A 21,029-nucleotide genomic window follows, 5' to 3' on the forward strand; every position below is an offset into this window, starting at 1 on the left:
TAAATCTCAAAATAAATATAAACATGAAAACTGTATTTGTATTTCTTACAACCGGATTTGAAGAGATTGAAGCCCTTGGAACGATCGATGTACTTCGTCGTGCCGAGCTAGAAGTAAAATCGGTATCGCTAACCGATAGCAAACAAGTAATAGCTAGCCATTTAGTTCCTGTTACTGCCGACTTAATGTTCGATCAGGTAGATTTCAACCAAGCTCAGATGCTAGTTATCCCTGGAGGAACTACGAAGTTTAACGATCACGAAAACATGAAAAAAGAAGTTCTTGCCTTTGCCAACAAGGGAGAGAAAGTTGCAGCTATCTGTGCTTCTCCGATGGTATTAGGAGGTCTGGGACTACTTAAAGGAAAGAGAGCAACTTGCTATCCGGGATTTGAAAAATACCTGGAAGGCGCAATTCTGGAGACAGACAAAGCAGTAGTTATAGACGGAAACATTACTACAGGACGTGGTCCCGGACTTACTATCGACTTTGCCCTTAGCCTAGTAGAACAACTAGCCGGCAAAGAAAAACGCGATGCCGTTGCCGCCGGATTATTAGTAAAATAAAAGTGAATGATGAGGTTACGACCTCATCATTTCTACTATAAACATAAAATCAATTATTAATTTAAACTATAAAATGGAGTTTTTACAAGAAGTTTGGACGTTCCTCATTCAGTTATTGACTGAAACAGAAACTACATTAGACACACTCGTTACAGACTATGGTCTTTGGATTTATGCCATCCTATTTCTTATTATCTTTTGCGAAACTGGATTGGTTGTCACCCCTTTTCTTCCGGGCGATTCGCTTTTGTTTTTAGCCGGAACCATTGCACATCGAGCAACAAATGATATGAATATCGTTGTCTTGATGCTGATTCTTATTGTTGCTGCCGTATTGGGCGATGCAGTAAACTATACTATCGGACGGTTCTTTGGAGAAAAATTATTCAGTAACCCCAACTCTAAGATATTCAAACAAAGCTATCTGGAGAAGACAAATCAGTTTTACGACAAACATGGAGGCAAAACAATTATCCTTGCGCGCTTCGTACCAATAGTGCGTACATTTGCTCCGTTTGTAGCCGGAATGGGTAAAATGTGTTACAAACGTTTTGCTTCTTTCAACATCATCGGAGGCATTGCCTGGATATGCATTTTCTGTATGTTAGGATATTTTGTAGGAGGATTATCAATTATCCAAAACAATCTTAAGCTTGTAGTTGTTCTTATAGTAATTATTTCGGTAATGCCTGGTGTATACGAAGTAATGAAAGCTAAATTGCAAGCAAAAAAAGCTTCTAACTAAAAGAAATCTAAATAAAAGGTATTTCATTATACCTAAAAATCTATTACCACTGACACTAATTCGGCTAGCCGAAGGTGAAGGTGGTTTTTTATTTAACAAAAATATAAATTACTGTTTCACATGAGTTACATTGCAAATATTCCTGATGCAGGCGACAAAAAACGATTGGTAATCATAGGTGGCGGGTTTGCCGGACTGGAACTGGCTAAGAAAATAAATAAAAAACATTATCAGGTAGTACTTATCGATAAGAACAACTACTATCAGTTCCAACCCTTATTTTATCAGGTGGCTACCGGAGGATTAGAGCCTAGCTCTATCTCCTATCCTCACCGCAAGGGGTTTCAGAAAGAGAAAAATGTGCACTTCAGAATGTGCATTGCCGAAAATGTTGATGCAGCAAACAAGACAGTAAAAACAGATATTGGCGAAATTAAGTACGATTATCTTGCCATCTCTACAGGATGTGGAACTAACTACTTCGGAAACGATAAGCAACTGAAAGAGACTACTTATGCCTTGAAGTCTGTTTCTGAATCGCTACTCATGAGAAACAGAATCCTGCTAAGCTTTGAGCAAGCACTGAGTGCTGAAACCGAAGAGGAATTGAAAGAAATACTGACTTTCGTCATTGTAGGTGGAGGTGCTACGGGTGTTGAGTTAGCAGGAGCTTTGGCCGATATGCGAAAATCAATTCTTCCAAAAGATTATCCGGAGATAGACTTCTCTAAGATGGAGATTCACTTGGTAGACGCTTCGCCTCGTTTGCTATTTGCCATGTCGGAAGATGCTTCGGCAGGAGCTGCCGAAACGCTGACCAAGCGTGGTGTAATTATTCATCAGGAAGTATTCGTAAAATCGTACGAGAAACCCTATGTGGAAGTAAGTTCGGGCGACCAGCTTCGTTCCCGCAACGTATTTTGGGTAGCCGGAGTAAAACCGAACAGTCTTGCCGGATTGGACGAATCGGCTTACAATCGTGGACGCTTGGTTGTAAATGAATACAATCAGGTAGAAGGGTACAAAGATATATTCTCTATAGGCGATACAGCGTTGCTTATTTCCGAATCGAGTCCGAAAGGTCACCCGCAAGTAGCGCAAGTAGCTTTGCAAATGGCTAAACGATTGGCTAAAAACCTAAACAACGAAGCCGAAAATAAAGAGTGGGAGAAGTTTGTTTACAGCGACAGAGGTTCTCTCGCCACAATAGGACGCAATGCTGCCGTTGCCGACCTTGGTAAGTTCCGCTTTGGAGGATGGTTTGCATGGTGGTTGTGGCTATGGGTACACATTTTATCCATCGTGGGTATGCGAAACAGAGTTTCGGTATTTATAGACTGGGTATGGAATTATCTAAACTACGACGTATCGCTCCGACTATTTATTCGTCCTAAATACAATAAAATGTATCGTGAGAGCGAAACTTGATAATATAGAATATCTAAAAACAAAGATCCCCTCGATAGACTGACTATTGAGGGGATTTGTTTTATGTTAGGCTTGCTCTTCTACTCTTTCTGTAGAATATTGTTCGTCTAACCTATTCATATATTACTTGTGTAAAATCAGACTTAGAACAAATAGTCCTACTATTATTAACGTTGTTACAATAATAACATAAAACCAATTTCTTTTACGAGAAGTAACCTCTCTGGAGTTACTTTTTTCTATCTGATAATATCTAATAAAAGAGATAATGAATATTGCCAATATAGTGTAACTACCTAAATAACTCAAAGCTGTATAGATGTCCATATATTCTACCAATGTGTAAGAGTAAGTAGAGGCAGGAGAAAGCAACCAACCCTCTAGAAGAACTGCCAAAGGAATTACAAACAGATACAGCCCTCTTATCAGAGGTTTTTTCCGTATTATAAGGAAGAATAAATAAATATACAGGGCAAATAACAAGACTGCCAACAAACAGATAGAATAAACGGGCAAAGGCACAGACTTACACAAGAATAATATACATATACTTATAATATCTAAAACGGCTGAAATCAGAGGAATTAATGCCATCCCGTAATAAATATACTGCGGATTGAGTTCTTCATCCACACCTCTCATATTTCGACCTTGTTTATTGAGCTTATAGGCAAAATAAGCAAAACAGAAACTATAAACAACTGAGATTGTTTCACTATATTCCGAAGCAAATGACAGAAAATGTTCCTCTTCCGGCACGAAAATAGCCAAGAGAATAGGAAGGTATTGTACTATCATCAATACAGCGAAAAACCATAATTTAATATCCGGGTACGATTTTATGCGCCAAAATACAACATAGAGAGTTAGAACATAGATAACCAGAGAAGTTATAGATACAAAAATCGGGTATTGAGGTAAAACTGCAAGAGAGACAAAATAGGTTGATAAAGAAACTAATAGCTGAGAAATAATGCTTATACAATAAGCTAAAGCTACACCATGATAAATATCTTTTTCTTTTTCCATATCCAATATATCCTGATTATTCTTTTATTCTTTTATTTTTTCATTGCTTCTACTCTCAACTCCTTAGGCATCTTTTCGATTGCATAGCGAAGCGAAGTACGTGGCATAACGTCTTTTTTAGATAGTACATAATCGAAAACCTCTTTTTGGCAATACTCGCTGGCAGCTTTCAGCATCCATCCGTAACCTTTCTGAACCATATCATCACCGTCCAGCAGCAAAGTATCTGCAATTTCGAATATATCTTTCAAGAACAATCCTCTGCGTGCGGGGATGATCAATGTAACGGCAGCAGCACGTTTCACCCAGCGATTGTCCGAAGTCGCCCACTCTTTAAGTCTGGAGATATGCTCCGGATACATTTCTACAAGTGTTCCTATGGTGTGATTGCAAAGCGTATCGCACGATGCCCAATTAGACACATATTGTTTAACCCAATGGTCGAACGTTTCAATATCATCGGAAGTATATTTAGACCGGAGCGAATAAGACCATTCGCACGCAACGCCTATTTCTTCATTGTAGCCTGACTTCCAAAACTCTTCGCAAAGCTGGAATATCTCCGCTTTTGACAGGTGTTTTATTTCTTTATAATAAGTTTTGCTGATTTTGCGTACATCGCCACTTTTTACTCCATGAAGTTTTATTTCTTCCTTGAAGAAACGCTGTCCCGAAAGTCGTGTCTTTTCATCGGCAATATCTATCAGAGCCTGACGAACCCTAAGTGTTACATCATTCATACGTATTTATTTAAGAGTTTACTTACTCGAAACGGAATGCTTTCACCGGCGAAATCTTTGCTATCAGATAAGATGGGCCTACCATTGCTAACACCGACAATATCAATGTAGCAAGGTTTATCAGCAAAATGTAAAACAAGTTTATATCTACCGGCATTTCGGATACATAATAGGTATTGGGATCAAGTTTTATGAGTCCAAACTTATCTTGTATCAACATTATGCCGAAAGCGATAATATTGCCCCACAGCATTCCTTTGACGATAAGGAAAGAGGCTACATACAGGAACACCTTACGGATATTATAATCGCGGGCGCCCAATGTTTTCAGCATACCAATCATATTGGTACGTTCGAGAATAATAATCAACAGTCCCGATATCATCGTAAAGACAGATATAGCAAATATCAGCACCATGATAACAACCACGTTCATATCCAACAATTCGAGCCAGTTGAATATCATTGGATTTAATTCTTTGATAGAGCGTGTCAAAAATGTATTCTCTTTTCTATCGCGATATACGATCATCTCGGGAAATACCTTTTCAACCATCTGATCGAGTTGGTCGTAATTATCAACAAGCAATTCGATTCCGCTCACCTCATCTTCGTCCCACTGATTCAATCTGCGCACATGACGTACATCGGCAAGTATAAACAGTTTGTCGTAGTCTTCGAAGTTGGTATTATAAATACCCGTTATTTTCAGCTTGCGGACAGGAATACGATTAGCATCTTCGACAAAGTAGACCAGTATATCGTCATGCAATTTCAGGTTCAGTTTATCGGCAATATATTTAGAGATAACAGTCTCATTGACTGTTGACGTATCGCTCAGATTGAGAACAGAGCCTTCGATCAGGTTGTGTTTAAAGAAGTCCCAGTCGTAATCCGTACCAACGCCTTTCATCACAATTCCCTGAAAAGCTTCGTCGGTCTTTATTATCCCCGGTTTAGTCGAAAAAGTCTGAACATGCTTTACACCTTCAAGACCTTGCAAGCCTTCTTTCAGTTCTTCATCTACGCATACAGGAATTGTTTCGTAAGAGTTGTTGTTTGCCAGATTGGTTATCTGAATATGCGAACCAAAGCCAATAACCTTGTTGCGTACCTCTGTCTTGAAACCCACTACGATAGAAAGCGCCAATATCATGGCAGCCACACCGATAGCAATACCTGCTATGGCAATCTTAATGGCCGGAGTAGAAGCACGCTTCTCCCCTTTGTTCTGACTAGAGTGAATGCGTTTGGCTATAAATAGTTCTAAATTCATATGTAGCGTTTAGTTGTTAACCCTTGGCTATCGGTTCTCAAAACAAAAAGCCTTGTTCGCTCTGACGTTTTCTGCCCAGATGCTTATAAGCCAACTCTGTAACCTCACGTCCACGAGGTGTGCGTTTCATAAAGCCTTCTTTGATAAGGAATGGCTCGTATACTTCTTCGATAGTGCCGCCATCTTCGCCGAGGGCTGTAGCAATGGTGGAGATACCTACCGGACCACCTTGAAATTTATCGATTATGGTCAGCAGTATTTTATTATCTATTTCGTCTAATCCATACTTATCAATATTCAGCGCTTCGAGGGCATAGGCAGCAATGGCTTTGTCAATCTTACCCGTACCTTTTACTTGTGCAAAGTCGCGCACACGACGCAACAAGGCATTGGTAATACGAGGTGTACCACGACTACGGGAAGCTATTTCGAGAGCAGCTTCGTTTGAGGTTGGGACATCCAGTATATTTGCCGAACGGAGAACGATATTTGTCAACGTTTCTATATCGTAATACTCCAAGTGCATATTAATACCAAAGCGTGCACGCAAAGGGCTTGTCAACAGACCGCTTCGGGTAGTGGCTCCAATAAGGGTAAAGGGATTCAGATCGATCTGTATAGAACGGGCACTAGGTCCTTTATCGATCATTATATCGATACGATAGTCCTCCATCGCACTATATAGGTATTCTTCCACAACAGGCGACAGACGGTGTATTTCGTCGATGAATAACACATCGTTTGGTTCGAGCGAAGTAAGTAGTCCTGCCAAGTCTCCGGGTTTATCCAACACTGGTCCCGATGTTATTTTAAACCCCACTCCCAATTCGTTGGCTATGATGTTCGACAAGGTTGTTTTCCCCAATCCGGGAGGACCATGCAGAAGCGTATGGTCTAACGACTCGCTACGCATTTTAGCAGCAGCGACAAAGACTTGCAGATTCTCCACCACCTTGTTCTGACCGCTAAAGCTACCAAAGGTGAGAGGACGCAAGGCATTCTCAAATTCCCGCTCCTTGTCGTTGAGGTCTCCTCTATGTATATTGAATGTTTCTTCCATAATGCTATGGATGCAAATTTACATCAATATATTTAATTTACGCAAGGTCAGTCTTAAATCTCTGATTTGAAAAAAGAAATGTTCAAGTTTTAGATATAAATGGAGGGCGATGAAATATCAATATTAGCTACTGCTTTATCTTCCACTCCTTACGGCAATCGTAACAATGATACACCTTTTTCAAGAAAGGAAAAGGAAACCCTAAGCATATAATACTCAATACAAAAGCATATCCAACTACACTTTTCTTTTGAACATTTTCACTTCCACAGTAAGGACAAAGGGTTTCATATTCGCTCTCGAATTCTTCTATTTTCGCTTCATCCTTTGTATGACTACTCTCAATATATCCGCCTTTTTTTAATAAAAGTAGAGCCTCATCCTTTTTGCTATTTTCTATGAAAAGTTTTACACCTCCAATGGCATTGGATAAAAAGTTATGAACTTGAACTGTAAGCTCATCTTTCATAATGACCTCTATATCGGAAGACTCCAGAAACATTTTTGCCAAATGAGCTTCGTGAGGATATGTAAATGATATAATTTCTACCCAACCATCCATATCTATTTAGTTTGAATATTTTATAAAACAAATCAAAAGATTAACATGCACAGATATTAAAGAATACTCAAGAGAGACGTTCTCCATAAAATGTATTAAACTCATTATCTACTTTCTCCATAGTAAATTCACCTTTATTCGGGAATAAGAATATATCTCCAGGTTTCCACGAATTGATATTATATTCTATTTTGCGAAGAAAATCAACATCAGTAGTACTTGTATTATTCAGCTTACTTCTCATCTTATCCTTACGGACAAAGTTCATATGATACATAGCTACCTCATCAACAGAAAAGTGGTAATGACTCTCTTCCAAAGGTAAAACTTTGCGTGTTGGGTCTATATTTATAACTGGATATATATTACCTCCAATCTTAGTACGCCAAGAGATTGCAGTGATAAAAGAACAGTTTGTTGAGTCTAGAGCTCTCCATTCCACTGACCTCAAATGAAAGAATGTAGAAACACTAGATGAAGCTATTTTGTTCTTTATGATATACTGTTTGGCATATTCAAGTTCTTCTTTACGATAGAATTCGTCAGCATCCATAGTAAAAAAATGAGTACATCTTTTCAGAATAGCTAACCATAAACCTATTTTACGTTTTTTCAATTCGTTCTGAGCACGTGTTTTTTTAAAGTTCGGTTTATAGTTATATAGTTTATCTACTAATTTTAATTCTTTGAGCCGCTTTAATACATTCAATGCTTCCTTCGAAATAGGTTCGCCCGAATTAGATTTTTCTTGGTAAACAACGGTTATATAGTCTACAGATTCGCGAATACTACGAACACTAGCTTCAAGGTGTTCTTCTCCATTAAAGAAATTATAACTAACTGATAGCTTCATATAAGTAAGAATAGAATTTATTTTACAGTTAAGATTTATTTCAAAAATAACATTTATTTCAATAGTGAAAAACTGAAGAGAAAATATAATTAAGTTGCTCTGGTTTTCAAATTACCTATACATCTATTAGATTCATTTACAATCAATACAGAAAGACTTATAAATAACATCTTACATCGTGACATTCTTTTCAAGTACTTCGACTCATCCATCACCCTGATAAGCAACATAATAGAGATATTAAAATAATTTCACCTCTCTCTAATCACTTTTTTAATTCTTAATTCGTTTCTTTGCTTTCTATAAACAAACAACAACTATGCTAGAGAAGCTTATAGAGTGGGATAAGGAATTGTTTCTATTCCTGAATAGTAAGAACATAGAGTGGCTCGACCCTGTGATGCTCTTCTTGAGTTCATACCTTTGTTGGACGATTGTATTCTTTCTTTTGGCCGGATTAATCTATTGGTACTCAAAAACGTGGAAGAAAACATCTACCATCTTCTTTATGCTGACGGTAGGGATGAGCGCCCTACTTACGAATATTATCAAACTTTTCTTCGAGCGTCCACGCCCTATACACAATCAAGACTGGGTGGGAACCATACATGCTATAGAAGACTACAGCAGCAGTTTTAGCTTCTTCTCGTCACACTCGGCTACCACTTTCTCCATGTCGGTCTTTTTCTTCCTGTGCTTCAAACAAAGTAGAGCCTGTGGAGTAGCAGCCATCGTTTGGTCTGCACTAGTTGCTTATAGCCGTATCTATGTTGCCAAACATTATCCGTTCGATGTTATTGTAGGCATATTATTCGGAACAGTAATCGGTATATTCGGCTATATGTTGCTCGAACAGTACAAGAAAGGAAAGGGTAAACTAAAGGTCTAGCCACTTCCCTACTTTTTTCTTTTCCAACAAAGAATATACTTTCAGAAAACAAGGGAAAGACCTCCCAATAGGATAAAACAGCCGAAACAATAACGACGGGTATATCGTCTTTTTCCCTTTCTCTATTCCCTTTACTATTTTGCGAGCCACAAGATCTGCATCTTGAGCTGGAAAAGGTAAGGGTGTATTATCTTCGCCGGTCGCCTTGTCAAAGAAATAGGTACGCGTAGCTACTGGATAAATAGCTGTCAGTTGTAACCTATCGGGTTGTTCGTAGCGATACGTTTGCACAAAATGATGCAAAGCTGCTTTAGTAGAGCAGTAGAGTGAATAAGCGGGTAATGAGACCAACCCTGCCCCCGAGATAGTGCAAGTAAAAGCAATCTTTCGGTCTCCACTTTCTGCTACCAGTTTTTGCAACGAATAGATGGGTGAAAAGACATTCAGATTGTAGATATATTCTGTGTGATCCCAATCAGGATTTCCTAGCTTTTCCAAGTATGCCATACCTGCATTAGCAATAAAGACATCAATCTCCCCCATTACCTGAGCGGCATATTCAAAAACACGATCTATTCCATCCGAAGTACTCACATCTGCAGCAAAAGGATACACGACTCCTTCAATATTCGGAATAGTTCCTACGTGCCGGGCAACAGCTACAATCTTCACTCCATCGTAAGAAGACATCAATTTCAGCAGCTCTAAACCGATACCCGACGATGCACCCGTAAGTACAATCTTTCTATTTTCTAAATTCATCTGTCTTAATTATAACCTAAGTAAAGATAAGACATTGAAGCCGTAATAAGATCTATAGAAATAAAATTTATCAAACTATCAATCCCAAATGATTGTTAATATTATATATTCTTATAAAACTAGAGATAACAATTCGTTAAAAACGCTTTAAAAACAAGTTGCCATGAGATTACAATCGGCAAAAAAGATGTAACTTAGTCTTTAGTATTGCTTAGTTATCAAGCTAGAGTACAAAATATTCCAAATCATCCTGCCAAAAGGATGCTAAGTTAAACAAACACAAATTTTCATTTATGAACACATTAAAAAAAACAATTCTGGTATTTTTCATTATTATGTTGGCTATCAGTGGAAGCATTAAAGCTCAAGTAAACCCTAGTATCAACGCAGAATACACCGTAGAGCAAATAGATGAAATGTATCTGAAACACCGCATGTCTCACCAAAGAGATATTCGCCCTACTAAAGAATTAAGCGCTCAACTTCAGAAAGATTTCCCTAATGCCAGAGATATTGACTGGGAAAAATCGAATGTGTTTTACAGAGCAGATTTCGAAATAGGAAGAATCAACAGCAAAGATTACAAAGCATACTACGATATGGCTGGTAAACTTATTATGTACAAAGAAGAAATATCGACAAGAGCTCTTCCTGCGGATGTAAAAAACACTCTGGACAAAGACTATTCCGGATATAGAATAGAGGATGCTAAAAAAACAGTAAAAGGGAAACAAACTTTCTACAAAGTGGAATTAGAAAAAGGAGATACTGAAATAGAACTAATTCTTTCTTCTAACGGAAAGGTTATCCGTGAAGAGGTTGATTATTAACACAAGCGTAAAAAAACAACAATATTAAATTATGAAAAAATTACTATTTACATTATCGGTTATAATTTTATCATTCTCGCTAATCTCGTGCGACGACGATAACGATGACAAAAAAAGAATTAATTTCTCGGAAGTTCCTGAAGTTGCTAAAACTTTTATGACCAAACATTTTACCGACTTCAGTGAAAATGATGTCTTATATGTAGAAATAGACGTGGAAGATTATGATACTTATGAAGTAACATTCAAGAACGGGATAGAAATAGACTTTTATCCTAATGGAGTATGGAAAAGCATCGACCTCAATGGTAATCTATTACCAAACTCTATTGCTCAGCTACTTCCTGAGAATTCTCTAACGTACATCAGCTCAAACTATCCGAATGCTGTTATCGAGGAAATAGAAAAAACATCAAGAACCTTTGAAGAATCTTCCGGCTTTAAAATAGAGCTGAAGGGTGACAGAGATATCTATTTTGATTCGCTGGGTAATGTTATCAGAGACAAAGGGCAAGAAAGCCAAGGTAAAGAAACGGCAAACATAAGTGACTATCCTGCTATTCAATCTTTTTTGAATACATACTTTAAAGGATTAACTCCTATTAAAACCGAAAAAGAATGGGGAAAAATAGAGATAGAATACAGTAATGATGTTGAAGTAGAATTCTTAGTTAAAGACAAAGATGCTACTTTCAAAAGCATAGAAGCAGAGAATAACCCTGAGCTTATGCGTAATGTAATCAAAGGTATGATTGGGTCAACAGCTATTCTGGATTATCTGGACAAGAACCACAAAGGACAAACTATTGAAGAATTCAGTATCGCTGCTGCAGGTATCACTATCGCAGAGGGTTATGTTGTAGAACTAGATGGCACACAAGACTATAAAGTTTATTTCGATAAGGCAGGAACTCATTTAGCGACAGTTATTGACTAAATCGAGTTTGTATACGACATCGTTAAAATTATCCAACATGAAAAATCTATTCGATCTGACAGGAAAAATAGCCGTAGTAACGGGAGCTTCAAGTGGCTTAGGTATGTCGGCCGCCCTTGCATATGCCGAGTATGGTGCAGACGTAGCATTGCTTGCTCGTAGAAAAGAGAAGTTGGAACAGGTAGCAGACAAAATAAGAGAAATGGGGCGCAAAGCTCTAACAGTCGTTTGCGATGTATCCGACCCCGAAAGTGTAAAATCGGCTACAGAAAGAGTACTGGAATACTACGGACATGTAGATATTTTACTCAACAATGCAGGCATAGCTACAAGAGGTAGCGTAGAAGACCTTTCGATCGAAGATTGGGATAAAGCGATGAATACAAACGTAAGAGGGATGTATCTCCTTTGCAAATACTTTGTGCCCGGTATGCGGGAGCAGAAGTACGGAAAAATCATAAATATAGCTTCTGTAAATGCTATTATTGCTGATAAGTCCCCTCTCCTAGCCCGACATGTTTACAACTCATCCAAGGCTGCCATAAATGGACTCACACTCGGTATGGCTGCCAGCTATATGCAGGATGGAATTACGGTAAATTCTATAGGTCCGGGATTATTCGAAAGTGAAATGACACAAGATACACTCTTCAAGAACGAAAGCTTCCTCAACATATACAATGCTACTACTCCAGCAGGTCGACCGGGAAGAGAGGGAGAGCTCAACGGAACTATACTTTACTTTTCGTCCGATGCATCATCGTACGTTACAGGGCAGTATATCGTTGTAGACGGAGGAGCTTCTATCGTTTAGATTTACAACTATTACTAGCAAATACAGAGGATGTCTTACCCATAAAGGCATCCTCTATTTATTGAACACATTAAGGCAGACACACAACTCACATCTATAAAAACATTTAAAAATCAATCTTATACACGCCTTATTTCTGCTATCTTATACACAAGTCGTTAACTTCGTCGCAAAGTTTAAAAGTAATCTATGATTCAAAAAATATATCTGGGTATATTACCTTTTCTGATCGCTTCGGACATATACATATACCGACAGTTTATCAGAAAATTCAGTAAGAAAACGTTTACAGCCATTGCATGGTTTCTACCCTCTATTCTTATTTTACTTATTGGATTTCTTTACTTTTTTGCCGAAACACTAAACGAGTATCGGGGCGAATTTACAATTCTGTTTCTTGCATTTACCCTTGCAAAAGTCATTTTCTTCGGATTTTCGCTCATCGATCTTCCTTTATGTTACTTCCTTAAAAAGAAAACGTATTTGTTCACTGCACTTGGTGTAGCTGCGGGAATAAGCACAATAGGAATATTCGCATACGGACACATCTATGGAAAAGAGCAGTTTACAGTAAACAACATAGAATTTTCGTCTCCTAATCTACCGAATAGTTTCGACGAATATCGGATTGTTCAAATTTCGGACATACATATCGGCAACTGGCGATATAATCCCGATGCGATAAAGACCGTCGTAAATATGGTAAACGAGCAAAACCCCGATGCTGTTATGATTACGGGAGACTTGATACACAACAGAGCCGACGAGCTTGACGGGTTTGAGGATATACTTTCTGGTATTGCAGCCAAAGACGGAGTATTTTCTGTTCTGGGGAATCACGATTACGGCTTATACCGAAGATGGCCTAACAAGGATGAAAAAGAAGCCAACTTTAAAGATCTGATCAGACGACAAGGAGCTATGGGCTGGCAATTGCTAATCAACGAAAACACCTTCATCCACAAAGGGAATGACAGCATTGCTCTTATCGGTGTAGAGAATGACGGTCAGCCTCCCTTTCCTAGTTACGGAGACTTACCTTTAGCGATGAAAGGTACCGAAAATACTCCTTTCAAAATATTATTAAGCCACGATCCCAGTCATTGGCGACGCGAGGTGCTGGATACCGACATCGACTTAATGCTGGCGGGACATACTCACGGCACCCAGTTGGCTATTGGTCCTCTGTCGCCGGCTGCAGCTCTCTACAAGGAATGGGGAGGAATGTATAGTGAGGGTAAGCAGGCTTTGTATGTAAATGTAGGAATAGCTCATGTATTGTTTCCTTTCCGATTTGGGGCTTGGCCGGAAATTACTGTTATCACACTGAAAAAGGAGAAATAAAAAGATTGTTGTAATTTTGTGACCAAACTAGTTGGATAAGAAATGACAGAAAAAGTAAAAGAGCTACGAAAGATTGTACCTATCCCGATGGGTGAAGCCTTACAGTTGCTAAAAGAAAACGATGGTGATATAGAGATATGTGTTTACCTCTTCAAGGCACTCTGTGTTAAACAGATAATGGAGCAGACTGGCTGCGACGAGCAAATGGCTGCTGAGCATTACGAGGCTGAAAAGCTGGACTTAAACAAAGCTATATCGAGTGTGCGCGAAACACTCTTCGACCAAAATTATACTCCTATAGAGAATGTTACGATCGAAAATATAAAAAAGATACATCGCTGGCTTGATGTGGTAGAAGATAAAGACTTTATCACTTCACTCGATTACAAGTTTCTACCCGATGTGATTCAGACATTTGCAAGCCTCAGCAGCATGAAGGATGTGTCTGACATGATAGCAAAAGCTAAAACGATAAAAGACAAGCATTTTGAAGGTTATTCTGATGCCGATAGTATGGAAGAATTTATCCGCCGCAATAAACTTCTGGACGAGAATGAAGAAATCTTTAAGATCAACGATGCTATTCTTCTAAAGATTACACTGATAGACAAAGAACTATCGAGACATTTGAGGAACTTATATAAAAAAGAAATAGAGGGCTAAAACTAAAGAGGTCGGGAAAAATCCCGACCTCTTATCATCTAAAAATCATTATTCCTCCCAAAAGAGTTTATCGTTAGTTGTTAAATACTCACTGCTCTTGTACGAAGTAGAAAAACCACTAGGAAATAAGTCTACATATCCGCCTGCTGTTCGGGTTGTTTCTACATTGTATCCACTATGCATCGCAGCTGTTAGCCAATACAGATTTTTAGCCATATAAGAGTCCAGATAATATTCTTTTGTTTGCTTTTGCTCGTTGTTCCAATTAGCATCTTCGTTTAATACCAAAGGCTTGTCGGCTCTGAGCCGTTCTCTAACTTCGGCTATACTCAATAGATTTCCTTTTTCATCACTTACATACGCATCGAATGTAGGATCCATCCATAGCCATTTGCCTAAAGTATCGGAATAAACTGCATTTATTACATGACAGTCGTTTATATATTCTTTAGGCATACACGTAATAAATCGCGATTTGAAGCCCATAGCCAGATAACATTCGTTGAGGACTGTAGCCAGCATACGGCAATTGACTCCTCTATTTTCAGTATCGCATACGTTTATTATATCAATCGCATTTTTTGAAGCAGGATTAGAAGAATTTCCATCGTGCCGCACGCGGTTATGCACCCATGTCATTAGATTTTTGATCTGCGATACTTCATCTCCCTTTCCGGCTATACTATCGAGATTGAAATGCCGACGAATACGCACTAAGTTAGAATCGGATGCCTCCAGATATGTAAACTTAAATTCCTTCTGAGGTAAATCACTATTATATTCGGGTGACTTTTTCAATATATAGAGAAAATCTCCTATTTTCCTCAATTCCGTCATCAGTCCATCAAACCGTTCTTCATTTCGGATATTGTCCAAATCACTATCTTGTAGCGCATGCCCATAATCATTCCATTTAAGACGGATTGCCTCCTCAAAATAATCGAGTGCCTCTTGTTTATTATTTAGCATACTCTCGAAACATGCTTTATTGTAATACATTGAGGCTAGAGACGAGATATGCATCTCTCTCTCCTCCTTTGGCAAACTATTGTAACTTTCTATCAACGAATCGAGTAAAACTGAAGCTCCTTGATAATCTTTTTCCTTCACTGCTTTGTTTGAGGCTTCAAACATTCTTTGCATATCTTCCATGATCGCCTCGCTAGAACGTTGAGGAAAAACAGATAAGCTAAAGAGCAAAACAACAATCAGAGAAATTACTTTTTTCATATTACTATTATTTGGGTTATATATAGTATTACGAGTCTTATTCAAAAATGTAACATTTCTAGATAAGAAAAGTGCCCAGAATATTCTCCTGAGCACTTTTTTATGAAATCTGTCCATTCATTTTTTATTCCGAAAAGCTCATCTTTAGGATTTTCTTTCCGCTCTCATACCCTTCTTCATACAGTGCAGTCAGTTTGTCTGTATCTTTTTCTATGCGATCTACCGTTATAGGATTTTCGGGACGAATAACAAACAGATTTCCGGCTTCTTCTTGCTGCTCTACATATTCCAATTGTTTATTATATAGACTATTCCTATTGCTCAATGCCTGTCGCATCGCGGGATATTTACGATAGATAAAAGACGGAACTTTTACATCTTTACTTTCTTTACGGTAACCTTTATTCCGAGTAAGCACAACAACATTTTTCTTATAACCTTGTCCCATCGAACGTTCTACCGGAATAGAGTCGCAGATGCCTCCATCCAGCATTGGCACATTATCTACATAGGTTATCGGGCAGAGAATAGGCAAGCTACTCGAAGCCTTGACAATGTCAATAACACGCTTAGGATCTTGTTTTTCTTCAAAATATTCGGCTTGTCCTGTTAGACAGTTAGATGTCACCATCTCGAAACGATAAGGCGAAGCAAAGTAAGCCTCGTAGTCGTAAGGAATAATATTGTCGGGGAACTCATGAAACAAGAGGTCAAAATCCATTATATTTCTCTTTTTGATATAATGTTTCAGCCCAATGTATTTATACTTGGCGAGCAAGTCTATATTGCTAAACTTTGCTCTTCCCCGTTGGCGAGACATATACGAAAGTCCGTTGCAAGCACCTGCCGACACGCCTATGGTATATGGGTAGTTAATATTATTGTCCATAAAATAGTCGAGTACGCCACATGTAAACACGCCACGCATACCACCTCCTTCGAGGACTAGTCCTATATTGTTTGTATCAATCATTATCTGCAAAAATGAGGCTCTAAGTTACAAAAGATTTATCTTATTTTCTATTCTATAGCATAAAGACAAAAGGTAAGGCGAGGAATAAGAAGACAAGAGCTAATATAACTACACAAACTGTATAGCAAAGAACCTTATTAGGAATCATTCGGTTAATAACATTCACTATCATCTTCCAATGGAGTATTATATGTACCAAAACTAAAAATAATAGCAGCAAACTCAATATCCAATGAATATATCCCCATTCGTGTCTGTTCATACCCAATACATCCGAAGCATAGGAGGTAGCACCCTCGTGTCTTACGCTATAGTTTGACGGCATTATATACTTCATAAGTATACCTATACCGCTAACTGCGGCTAACAAAAGCAGTAATAGAATATCAATAATGAGATTCAGATAACTTCGTTTCATTCCTCTTCTTTTACTTTATGTCAACATTCTCAATCATTCTGATCTGGAGCGTTTTTTCTTGCTGAATATCACCTATATTTATGGTATTCTGACTGTATATATCCAACGGCCATCCCGAATTATCGATTATGGAGTAAATGATATTTGAATACTGAATATCTTTAGTAAATATTTTTTCAATTTCTTCTTTACCCTTTATGCCATCTTTATTTAGCTTCAGAGAAAAGACATCTATAAATTGAAGCATAAGAGCTTTTACTTCTTCTTGATCTATCTCTTGCTTGATACATATATTATAGATGTCGTTTTCTACATCTATTTCATCCAGCCACAACCTTACATGAGCAGTCATATCAGGCAAACCTTCTATAGGTATTGGAACTTCTATTTCTGATTCTATTTCTTCTCCCAGCTTATAACTCACCCCATAAAAACAATGAAAAACACTAGCAGCCTCTACTACTTTCTGTTCGACATATTCTTTTGTCATCAGTGCTTCCCAGACAGTACTTACTTCACGTACCAAAGACTCTCTTTCGTCCTCTGCCTTTGACGAATTTGCAATCCTCAGACTTTCTTTTGTTGTTGCTAACAGATTATCTCTTACTTCTTCCCAGTTGAGAAGCTCTTCAAACTCACCCATCTCATTTGTGCGATACACATATTTTTTCTCATTCAGCAGATCTCTCAACGTTGGGATAGAATCAATATTTGGTACTTCATGTTTCAAAAAACGCCACTCTATCACATAAGAGGTTGCAGTGGAGTCGATAACTGAAATTTGAACAATCGAACGTATGGGGTCTTTTTCAGAATTATCTCCTTCCACCTTTTTTTCTTTTGATTGAAGAATTTCATAAGTATAGCTTTCGTTCAGTCCCCAATAAGTTATTGCCTGAACTGTAGAGTCTGCAGCATTAATCTGAGCCTTGATTCCGATTGAAACAAATAGAGCTAGTAGTAGAAAAAGTTGTGCCTTCATTGTTTTATTTTTTGTTGACAGTCAAAGGAAAACAATTATTTCCATTTTTCATAAAATCTGTTCAACTTACTTTTCATATACAGGAATAATGGAATAAATAAAAAGCAAATCCGGCCGTTCATCACTGATCAGCCGGACTCTTTCGTATCATTAATTAAAAAGTAGTGTGTACCATTTCATTATAAACTTGCGATCAATGTCTCTGTCGCTTTATCTACATGTATTTGCTTTACAGCATACAGGTTGCCGTCGGCACTATAGATATGTAAAAACTGTTCTGATTGTGTAGACCAGGCATTTAACAGCTTGTCCCATTTTGTATAAATCATAGTTTTCACATTCTTCTCCTGCTTTTGTTCGCAGTCGTACTCGTATTCATACTTGTGAGTACTTAGCCATCCCTTCTTATTCCACTGATAACAGATTTTCTTTTGGAGCTTACCGCATTTTCCGTACATATAAACGGTTTTCTGCAATGGGTCTAAAGTTTCGTCATTTACTTCTACGAATTCTCTTATCAGTCCTGATGGAGTTTTTGCTTCATTAACATACACCTTGGCTGGAAGGTTACCTGCGAAGACACCTGTTGCTGTAAAGCAAAACAGCAGTATTGTTGCTAGTATTCTTGTTCTCATCTCAATTCCCCTTTCCTTTATTTCAACTTCCTTGATTCAGTCTATATTCCCTCAAAAGATCTTTTCAGTCATACTACTATACCAAAAACAACAAGCAACTTTTAGAACCTATTTTACAGCTACAAGCTCACCTTCTTCGGTATAGATGTAAGCCATCATTTCGGCATCATTATCAGCCCATTCCTTTTTCTTGATATTCCATTGAGTATGAGCTACTGTAGCGGTCTTACCTTCGTAATTATATGTGTATTCATACTTTTGGATAGGTCTCCAACCCTCTCTGCTTATCCAACTATAGTTTACTTTCATCAATAACTGGTCTTGACTATTGTAATGGTAAACAGTTCTTTTTTCAGCTTCACTCGTTTCCTTATTTAGAAATATCATTTCTTTTATGTCGCCATCTTCAGTAGTTTCAATGTTTGTCAATACCAAACTATTTGTATCTTGTCCAAAAGCCGTTGCTATAGAAAGCATTGCTGTAAATAATGTTGTAAGAATTAATGTTTTCATGGCTATATATTTTAGATTATTACTCTCTACTTTATTAGTCGTGTACCTTCATTATATATGACGAACTATAAAAAAAAATGTTACACTTTCTTTGTATAATAAATATGAAGTGACACATAAAAAAAGCAGCATCTGATGATCAGATGCTGCTTTAGACAGTTTATTAATTTTATTTTTTCTTAGTAAGCTCGCGCAAAAACTACTCGCTGAGCCGATGGTTTTCCAGTTACCATACATTTGCCGGAAGTTTTATCCCCTTCGAGAGGGATGCAACGGATAGTTGCTTTGGTTTCTGCTTTGATTTTCTCTTCCGTTTCCGGAGTACCATCCCAGTGAGCCATAATGAAGCCACCATTTTCGATTTTCTCCTTAAATTCTTCGTAAGTATCTACTTCTACTGTTGTCTTTGTTCTGAAATCAGCAGCCTTCTGATAGATATTAGCCTGAATTTCGTCCAACAAGTTTTTGATATAAAGATCAAGTCCATCGCAAGAAACAGTTTCTTTTGTCAAGGTATCGCGACGTGCAACCTCAACTGTATTGTTTTCCATATCGCGCGCACCCATTGCTAAACGAACGGGAACTCCCTTCAATTCGTATTCTGAGAATTTCCAACCTGGTTTTTTATTATCTGCATTATCGTATTTCACCGAAATGCCCAATGCTTTCAACGATTTAACGATACCATCTACTTTCTCATTGATTGCAGCCAATTGTTCTTCTCCTTTATAGATAGGAACGATCACTACTTGGAATGGAGCCAATTTTGGAGGAAGTACCAATCCGTTATCGTCAGAGTGAGCCATGATTAGCGCACCGATAAGACGAGTAGAAACTCCCCACGATGTAGCCCATACATAGTCCATTTTACCATCTTTGTCGGCAAATTTCACGTCGAAAGCCTTAGCGAAGTTTTGTCCTAGGAAGTGAGAAGTTCCCGACTGCAATGCTTTTCCATCTTGCATAAGTGCCTCGATAGTATAAGTATCTACTGCTCCGGCAAAACGTTCGGATGCAGATTTCACACCTTTCACTACCGGCATTGCCATGTATTCTTCGGCAAAGGTTGCATATACTTCCAGCATTTTACGAGCTTCTGCTTCTGCTTCGTCTCTTGTAGCATGAGCGGTATGTCCTTCTTGCCACAAGAATTCGGCAGTACGAAGGAACAGACGTGTACGCATTTCCCAACGAACAACGTTAGCCCATTGGTTGCACAGAATAGGCAAATCGCGGTACGATTGAATCCAGTTGCGGTAAGTATTCCAGATAATAGTCTCGGAAGTAGGACGCACGATCAACTCTTCTTCCAGTTTAGCTTCGGGGTCTACAACAACACCTTTACCATTCGGATCGTTCTTTAGACGATAGTGAGTTACCACAGCACATTCTTTTGCGAATCCTTCTACGTGGTCAGCTTCTTTGCTTAGGAAAGATTTAGGAATAAAAAGCGGGAAGTAAGCATTCACATGTCCTGTTTCCTTAAACATATCGTCGAGTTGACGCTGCATTTTCTCCCATATAGCATATCCATATGGTTTGATGACCATACAACCACGCACAGCAGAGTTTTCTGCCATATCTGCTTTAATTACCAAATCTTGATACCATTGACTATAGTCCTTACTTCTGGAAGTCAATTCTTTTAACTCTTTTGCCATTGTAATATATTCGTTTCTTATATTGTCTGAAAAAAATTGCTACAAAGTTAGCAAAAGCGGTTAATTAAATCACATTTAAAATGTATTTTGTAATTTTGTATCTGATCGAAAACAGTTAA

The 21,029-nt window shown here is 38.1% G+C and carries 23 protein-coding genes; 9 read left to right on the plus strand and 14 right to left on the minus strand.

What is annotated here, in order from left to right:
- Nucleotides 1–23: 23 nt before the first annotated feature.
- From DHU68_RS08760 to DHU68_RS08770, 3 genes are all read left to right on the plus strand, one after another.
- Entirely contained in the window at nucleotides 24–566 is a 543-nt protein-coding gene (locus tag DHU68_RS08760) for a DJ-1 family glyoxalase III (protein ID WP_108822610.1), read from the plus strand.
- Nucleotides 567–639: 73 nt separating this feature from the next.
- Nucleotides 640–1,311: a DedA family protein gene (locus DHU68_RS08765; RefSeq protein ID WP_108822611.1), complete on the plus strand. Its 672-nt coding sequence runs from the start codon at nucleotides 640–642 to the stop codon at nucleotides 1,309–1,311.
- Nucleotides 1,312–1,431: 120 nt separating this feature from the next.
- Entirely contained in the window at nucleotides 1,432–2,739 is a 1,308-nt protein-coding gene (locus tag DHU68_RS08770) for an NAD(P)/FAD-dependent oxidoreductase (protein WP_108822612.1), read from the plus strand.
- A gap of 123 nt (nucleotides 2,740–2,862) precedes the next feature.
- Here the strand turns inward: DHU68_RS08770 and DHU68_RS08775 are convergent, their stop codons facing one another.
- From DHU68_RS08775 to DHU68_RS08800, 6 genes are all read right to left on the minus strand, one after another.
- The gene (locus DHU68_RS08775; RefSeq protein WP_108822613.1) at nucleotides 2,863–3,768 is read right to left on the minus strand and encodes a hypothetical protein; all 906 of its coding nucleotides are present in this window, start codon (nucleotides 3,766–3,768) and stop codon (nucleotides 2,863–2,865) included.
- A 32-nt stretch (nucleotides 3,769–3,800) separates the two neighbouring features.
- The gene (locus DHU68_RS08780; RefSeq protein ID WP_108822614.1) at nucleotides 3,801–4,508 is read right to left on the minus strand and encodes a DNA alkylation repair protein; all 708 of its coding nucleotides are present in this window, start codon (nucleotides 4,506–4,508) and stop codon (nucleotides 3,801–3,803) included.
- A gap of 22 nt (nucleotides 4,509–4,530) precedes the next feature.
- The gene (locus DHU68_RS08785; RefSeq protein WP_108822615.1) at nucleotides 4,531–5,784 is read right to left on the minus strand and encodes an ABC transporter permease; all 1,254 of its coding nucleotides are present in this window, start codon (nucleotides 5,782–5,784) and stop codon (nucleotides 4,531–4,533) included.
- Nucleotides 5,785–5,821: 37 nt separating this feature from the next.
- Complete coding sequence (gene ruvB, locus DHU68_RS08790) at nucleotides 5,822–6,844, minus strand: Holliday junction branch migration DNA helicase RuvB (protein ID WP_108822616.1); 1,023 nt, start codon at nucleotides 6,842–6,844, stop codon at nucleotides 5,822–5,824.
- 127 nt (nucleotides 6,845–6,971) lie between these two features.
- A complete protein-coding gene (locus DHU68_RS08795; protein WP_108822617.1) occupies nucleotides 6,972–7,406 on the minus strand; it encodes a putative signal transducing protein in 435 nt (144 codons plus the stop codon).
- A gap of 67 nt (nucleotides 7,407–7,473) precedes the next feature.
- Nucleotides 7,474–8,259, minus strand: a complete 786-nt coding sequence (locus DHU68_RS08800; protein ID WP_108822618.1) for a hypothetical protein — start codon at nucleotides 8,257–8,259, stop codon at nucleotides 7,474–7,476.
- Nucleotides 8,260–8,578: 319 nt separating this feature from the next.
- Between DHU68_RS08800 and DHU68_RS08805 the strand changes: the two genes are divergently transcribed.
- Nucleotides 8,579–9,148 (plus strand): phosphatase PAP2 family protein, encoded by a 570-nt coding sequence (locus DHU68_RS08805; RefSeq protein ID WP_108822619.1) that lies wholly within the window; start codon nucleotides 8,579–8,581, stop codon nucleotides 9,146–9,148.
- On the opposite strand, the gene DHU68_RS08810 is transcribed toward DHU68_RS08805, so the two are convergent.
- Nucleotides 9,137–9,910: an SDR family oxidoreductase gene (locus DHU68_RS08810; protein ID WP_108822620.1), complete on the minus strand. Its 774-nt coding sequence runs from the start codon at nucleotides 9,908–9,910 to the stop codon at nucleotides 9,137–9,139. The genes DHU68_RS08805 and DHU68_RS08810 overlap by 12 nt on opposite strands.
- A 293-nt stretch (nucleotides 9,911–10,203) precedes the next feature.
- Here DHU68_RS08810 and DHU68_RS08815 point away from each other — a divergent pair, with 293 nt between their 5' ends.
- The 5 genes from DHU68_RS08815 (at nucleotide 10,204) to DHU68_RS08835 (ending at nucleotide 14,498) form a co-directional block, all read left to right on the plus strand.
- The gene (locus DHU68_RS08815; RefSeq protein ID WP_108822621.1) at nucleotides 10,204–10,740 is read left to right on the plus strand and encodes a PepSY-like domain-containing protein; all 537 of its coding nucleotides are present in this window, start codon (nucleotides 10,204–10,206) and stop codon (nucleotides 10,738–10,740) included.
- A gap of 31 nt (nucleotides 10,741–10,771) precedes the next feature.
- Complete coding sequence (locus DHU68_RS08820; protein ID WP_108822622.1) at nucleotides 10,772–11,677, plus strand: PepSY-like domain-containing protein; 906 nt, start codon at nucleotides 10,772–10,774, stop codon at nucleotides 11,675–11,677.
- 37 nt (nucleotides 11,678–11,714) lie between these two features.
- Nucleotides 11,715–12,491 (plus strand): SDR family NAD(P)-dependent oxidoreductase, encoded by a 777-nt coding sequence (locus tag DHU68_RS08825; RefSeq protein WP_108822623.1) that lies wholly within the window; start codon nucleotides 11,715–11,717, stop codon nucleotides 12,489–12,491.
- Nucleotides 12,492–12,680: 189 nt separating this feature from the next.
- The gene (locus DHU68_RS08830) at nucleotides 12,681–13,835 is read left to right on the plus strand and encodes a metallophosphoesterase (protein WP_108822624.1); all 1,155 of its coding nucleotides are present in this window, start codon (nucleotides 12,681–12,683) and stop codon (nucleotides 13,833–13,835) included.
- Between the two features lie 42 nt (nucleotides 13,836–13,877).
- Nucleotides 13,878–14,498 (plus strand): hypothetical protein, encoded by a 621-nt coding sequence (locus DHU68_RS08835; RefSeq protein WP_108822625.1) that lies wholly within the window; start codon nucleotides 13,878–13,880, stop codon nucleotides 14,496–14,498.
- Nucleotides 14,499–14,546: 48 nt separating this feature from the next.
- On the opposite strand, the gene DHU68_RS08840 is transcribed toward DHU68_RS08835, so the two are convergent.
- The 7 genes from DHU68_RS08840 to proS all read right to left on the minus strand — a co-directional run bounded on the left by DHU68_RS08840 (nucleotide 14,547) and on the right by proS (nucleotide 20,910).
- Entirely contained in the window at nucleotides 14,547–15,728 is a 1,182-nt protein-coding gene (locus DHU68_RS08840) for a transglutaminase domain-containing protein (protein WP_108822880.1), read from the minus strand.
- Nucleotides 15,729–15,852: 124 nt separating this feature from the next.
- Nucleotides 15,853–16,701, minus strand: a complete 849-nt coding sequence (locus DHU68_RS08845; protein ID WP_108822626.1) for a patatin family protein — start codon at nucleotides 16,699–16,701, stop codon at nucleotides 15,853–15,855.
- Between the two features lie 52 nt (nucleotides 16,702–16,753).
- A complete protein-coding gene (locus DHU68_RS08850) occupies nucleotides 16,754–17,119 on the minus strand; it encodes a DUF4405 domain-containing protein (RefSeq protein WP_108822627.1) in 366 nt (121 codons plus the stop codon).
- 10 nt (nucleotides 17,120–17,129) lie between these two features.
- Nucleotides 17,130–18,101, minus strand: coding sequence for a hypothetical protein (locus DHU68_RS08855; RefSeq protein ID WP_108822628.1), 972 nt, complete (start codon nucleotides 18,099–18,101; stop codon nucleotides 17,130–17,132).
- A 179-nt stretch (nucleotides 18,102–18,280) separates the two neighbouring features.
- Complete coding sequence (locus DHU68_RS08860) at nucleotides 18,281–18,736, minus strand: DUF3836 domain-containing protein (protein WP_108822629.1); 456 nt, start codon at nucleotides 18,734–18,736, stop codon at nucleotides 18,281–18,283.
- Between the two features lie 108 nt (nucleotides 18,737–18,844).
- Nucleotides 18,845–19,249: a DUF3836 domain-containing protein gene (locus tag DHU68_RS08865; protein WP_108822630.1), complete on the minus strand. Its 405-nt coding sequence runs from the start codon at nucleotides 19,247–19,249 to the stop codon at nucleotides 18,845–18,847.
- Nucleotides 19,250–19,428: 179 nt separating this feature from the next.
- Nucleotides 19,429–20,910, minus strand: a complete 1,482-nt coding sequence (gene proS / locus DHU68_RS08870; protein WP_108822631.1) for a proline--tRNA ligase — start codon at nucleotides 20,908–20,910, stop codon at nucleotides 19,429–19,431.
- Nucleotides 20,911–21,029 lie beyond the last annotated feature (119 nt).

Origin of the sequence: Dysgonomonas sp. Marseille-P4361, from assembly GCF_900343125.1 — a bacterium.
In the GTDB taxonomy this organism is placed as follows: domain Bacteria; phylum Bacteroidota; class Bacteroidia; order Bacteroidales; family Dysgonomonadaceae; genus Dysgonomonas.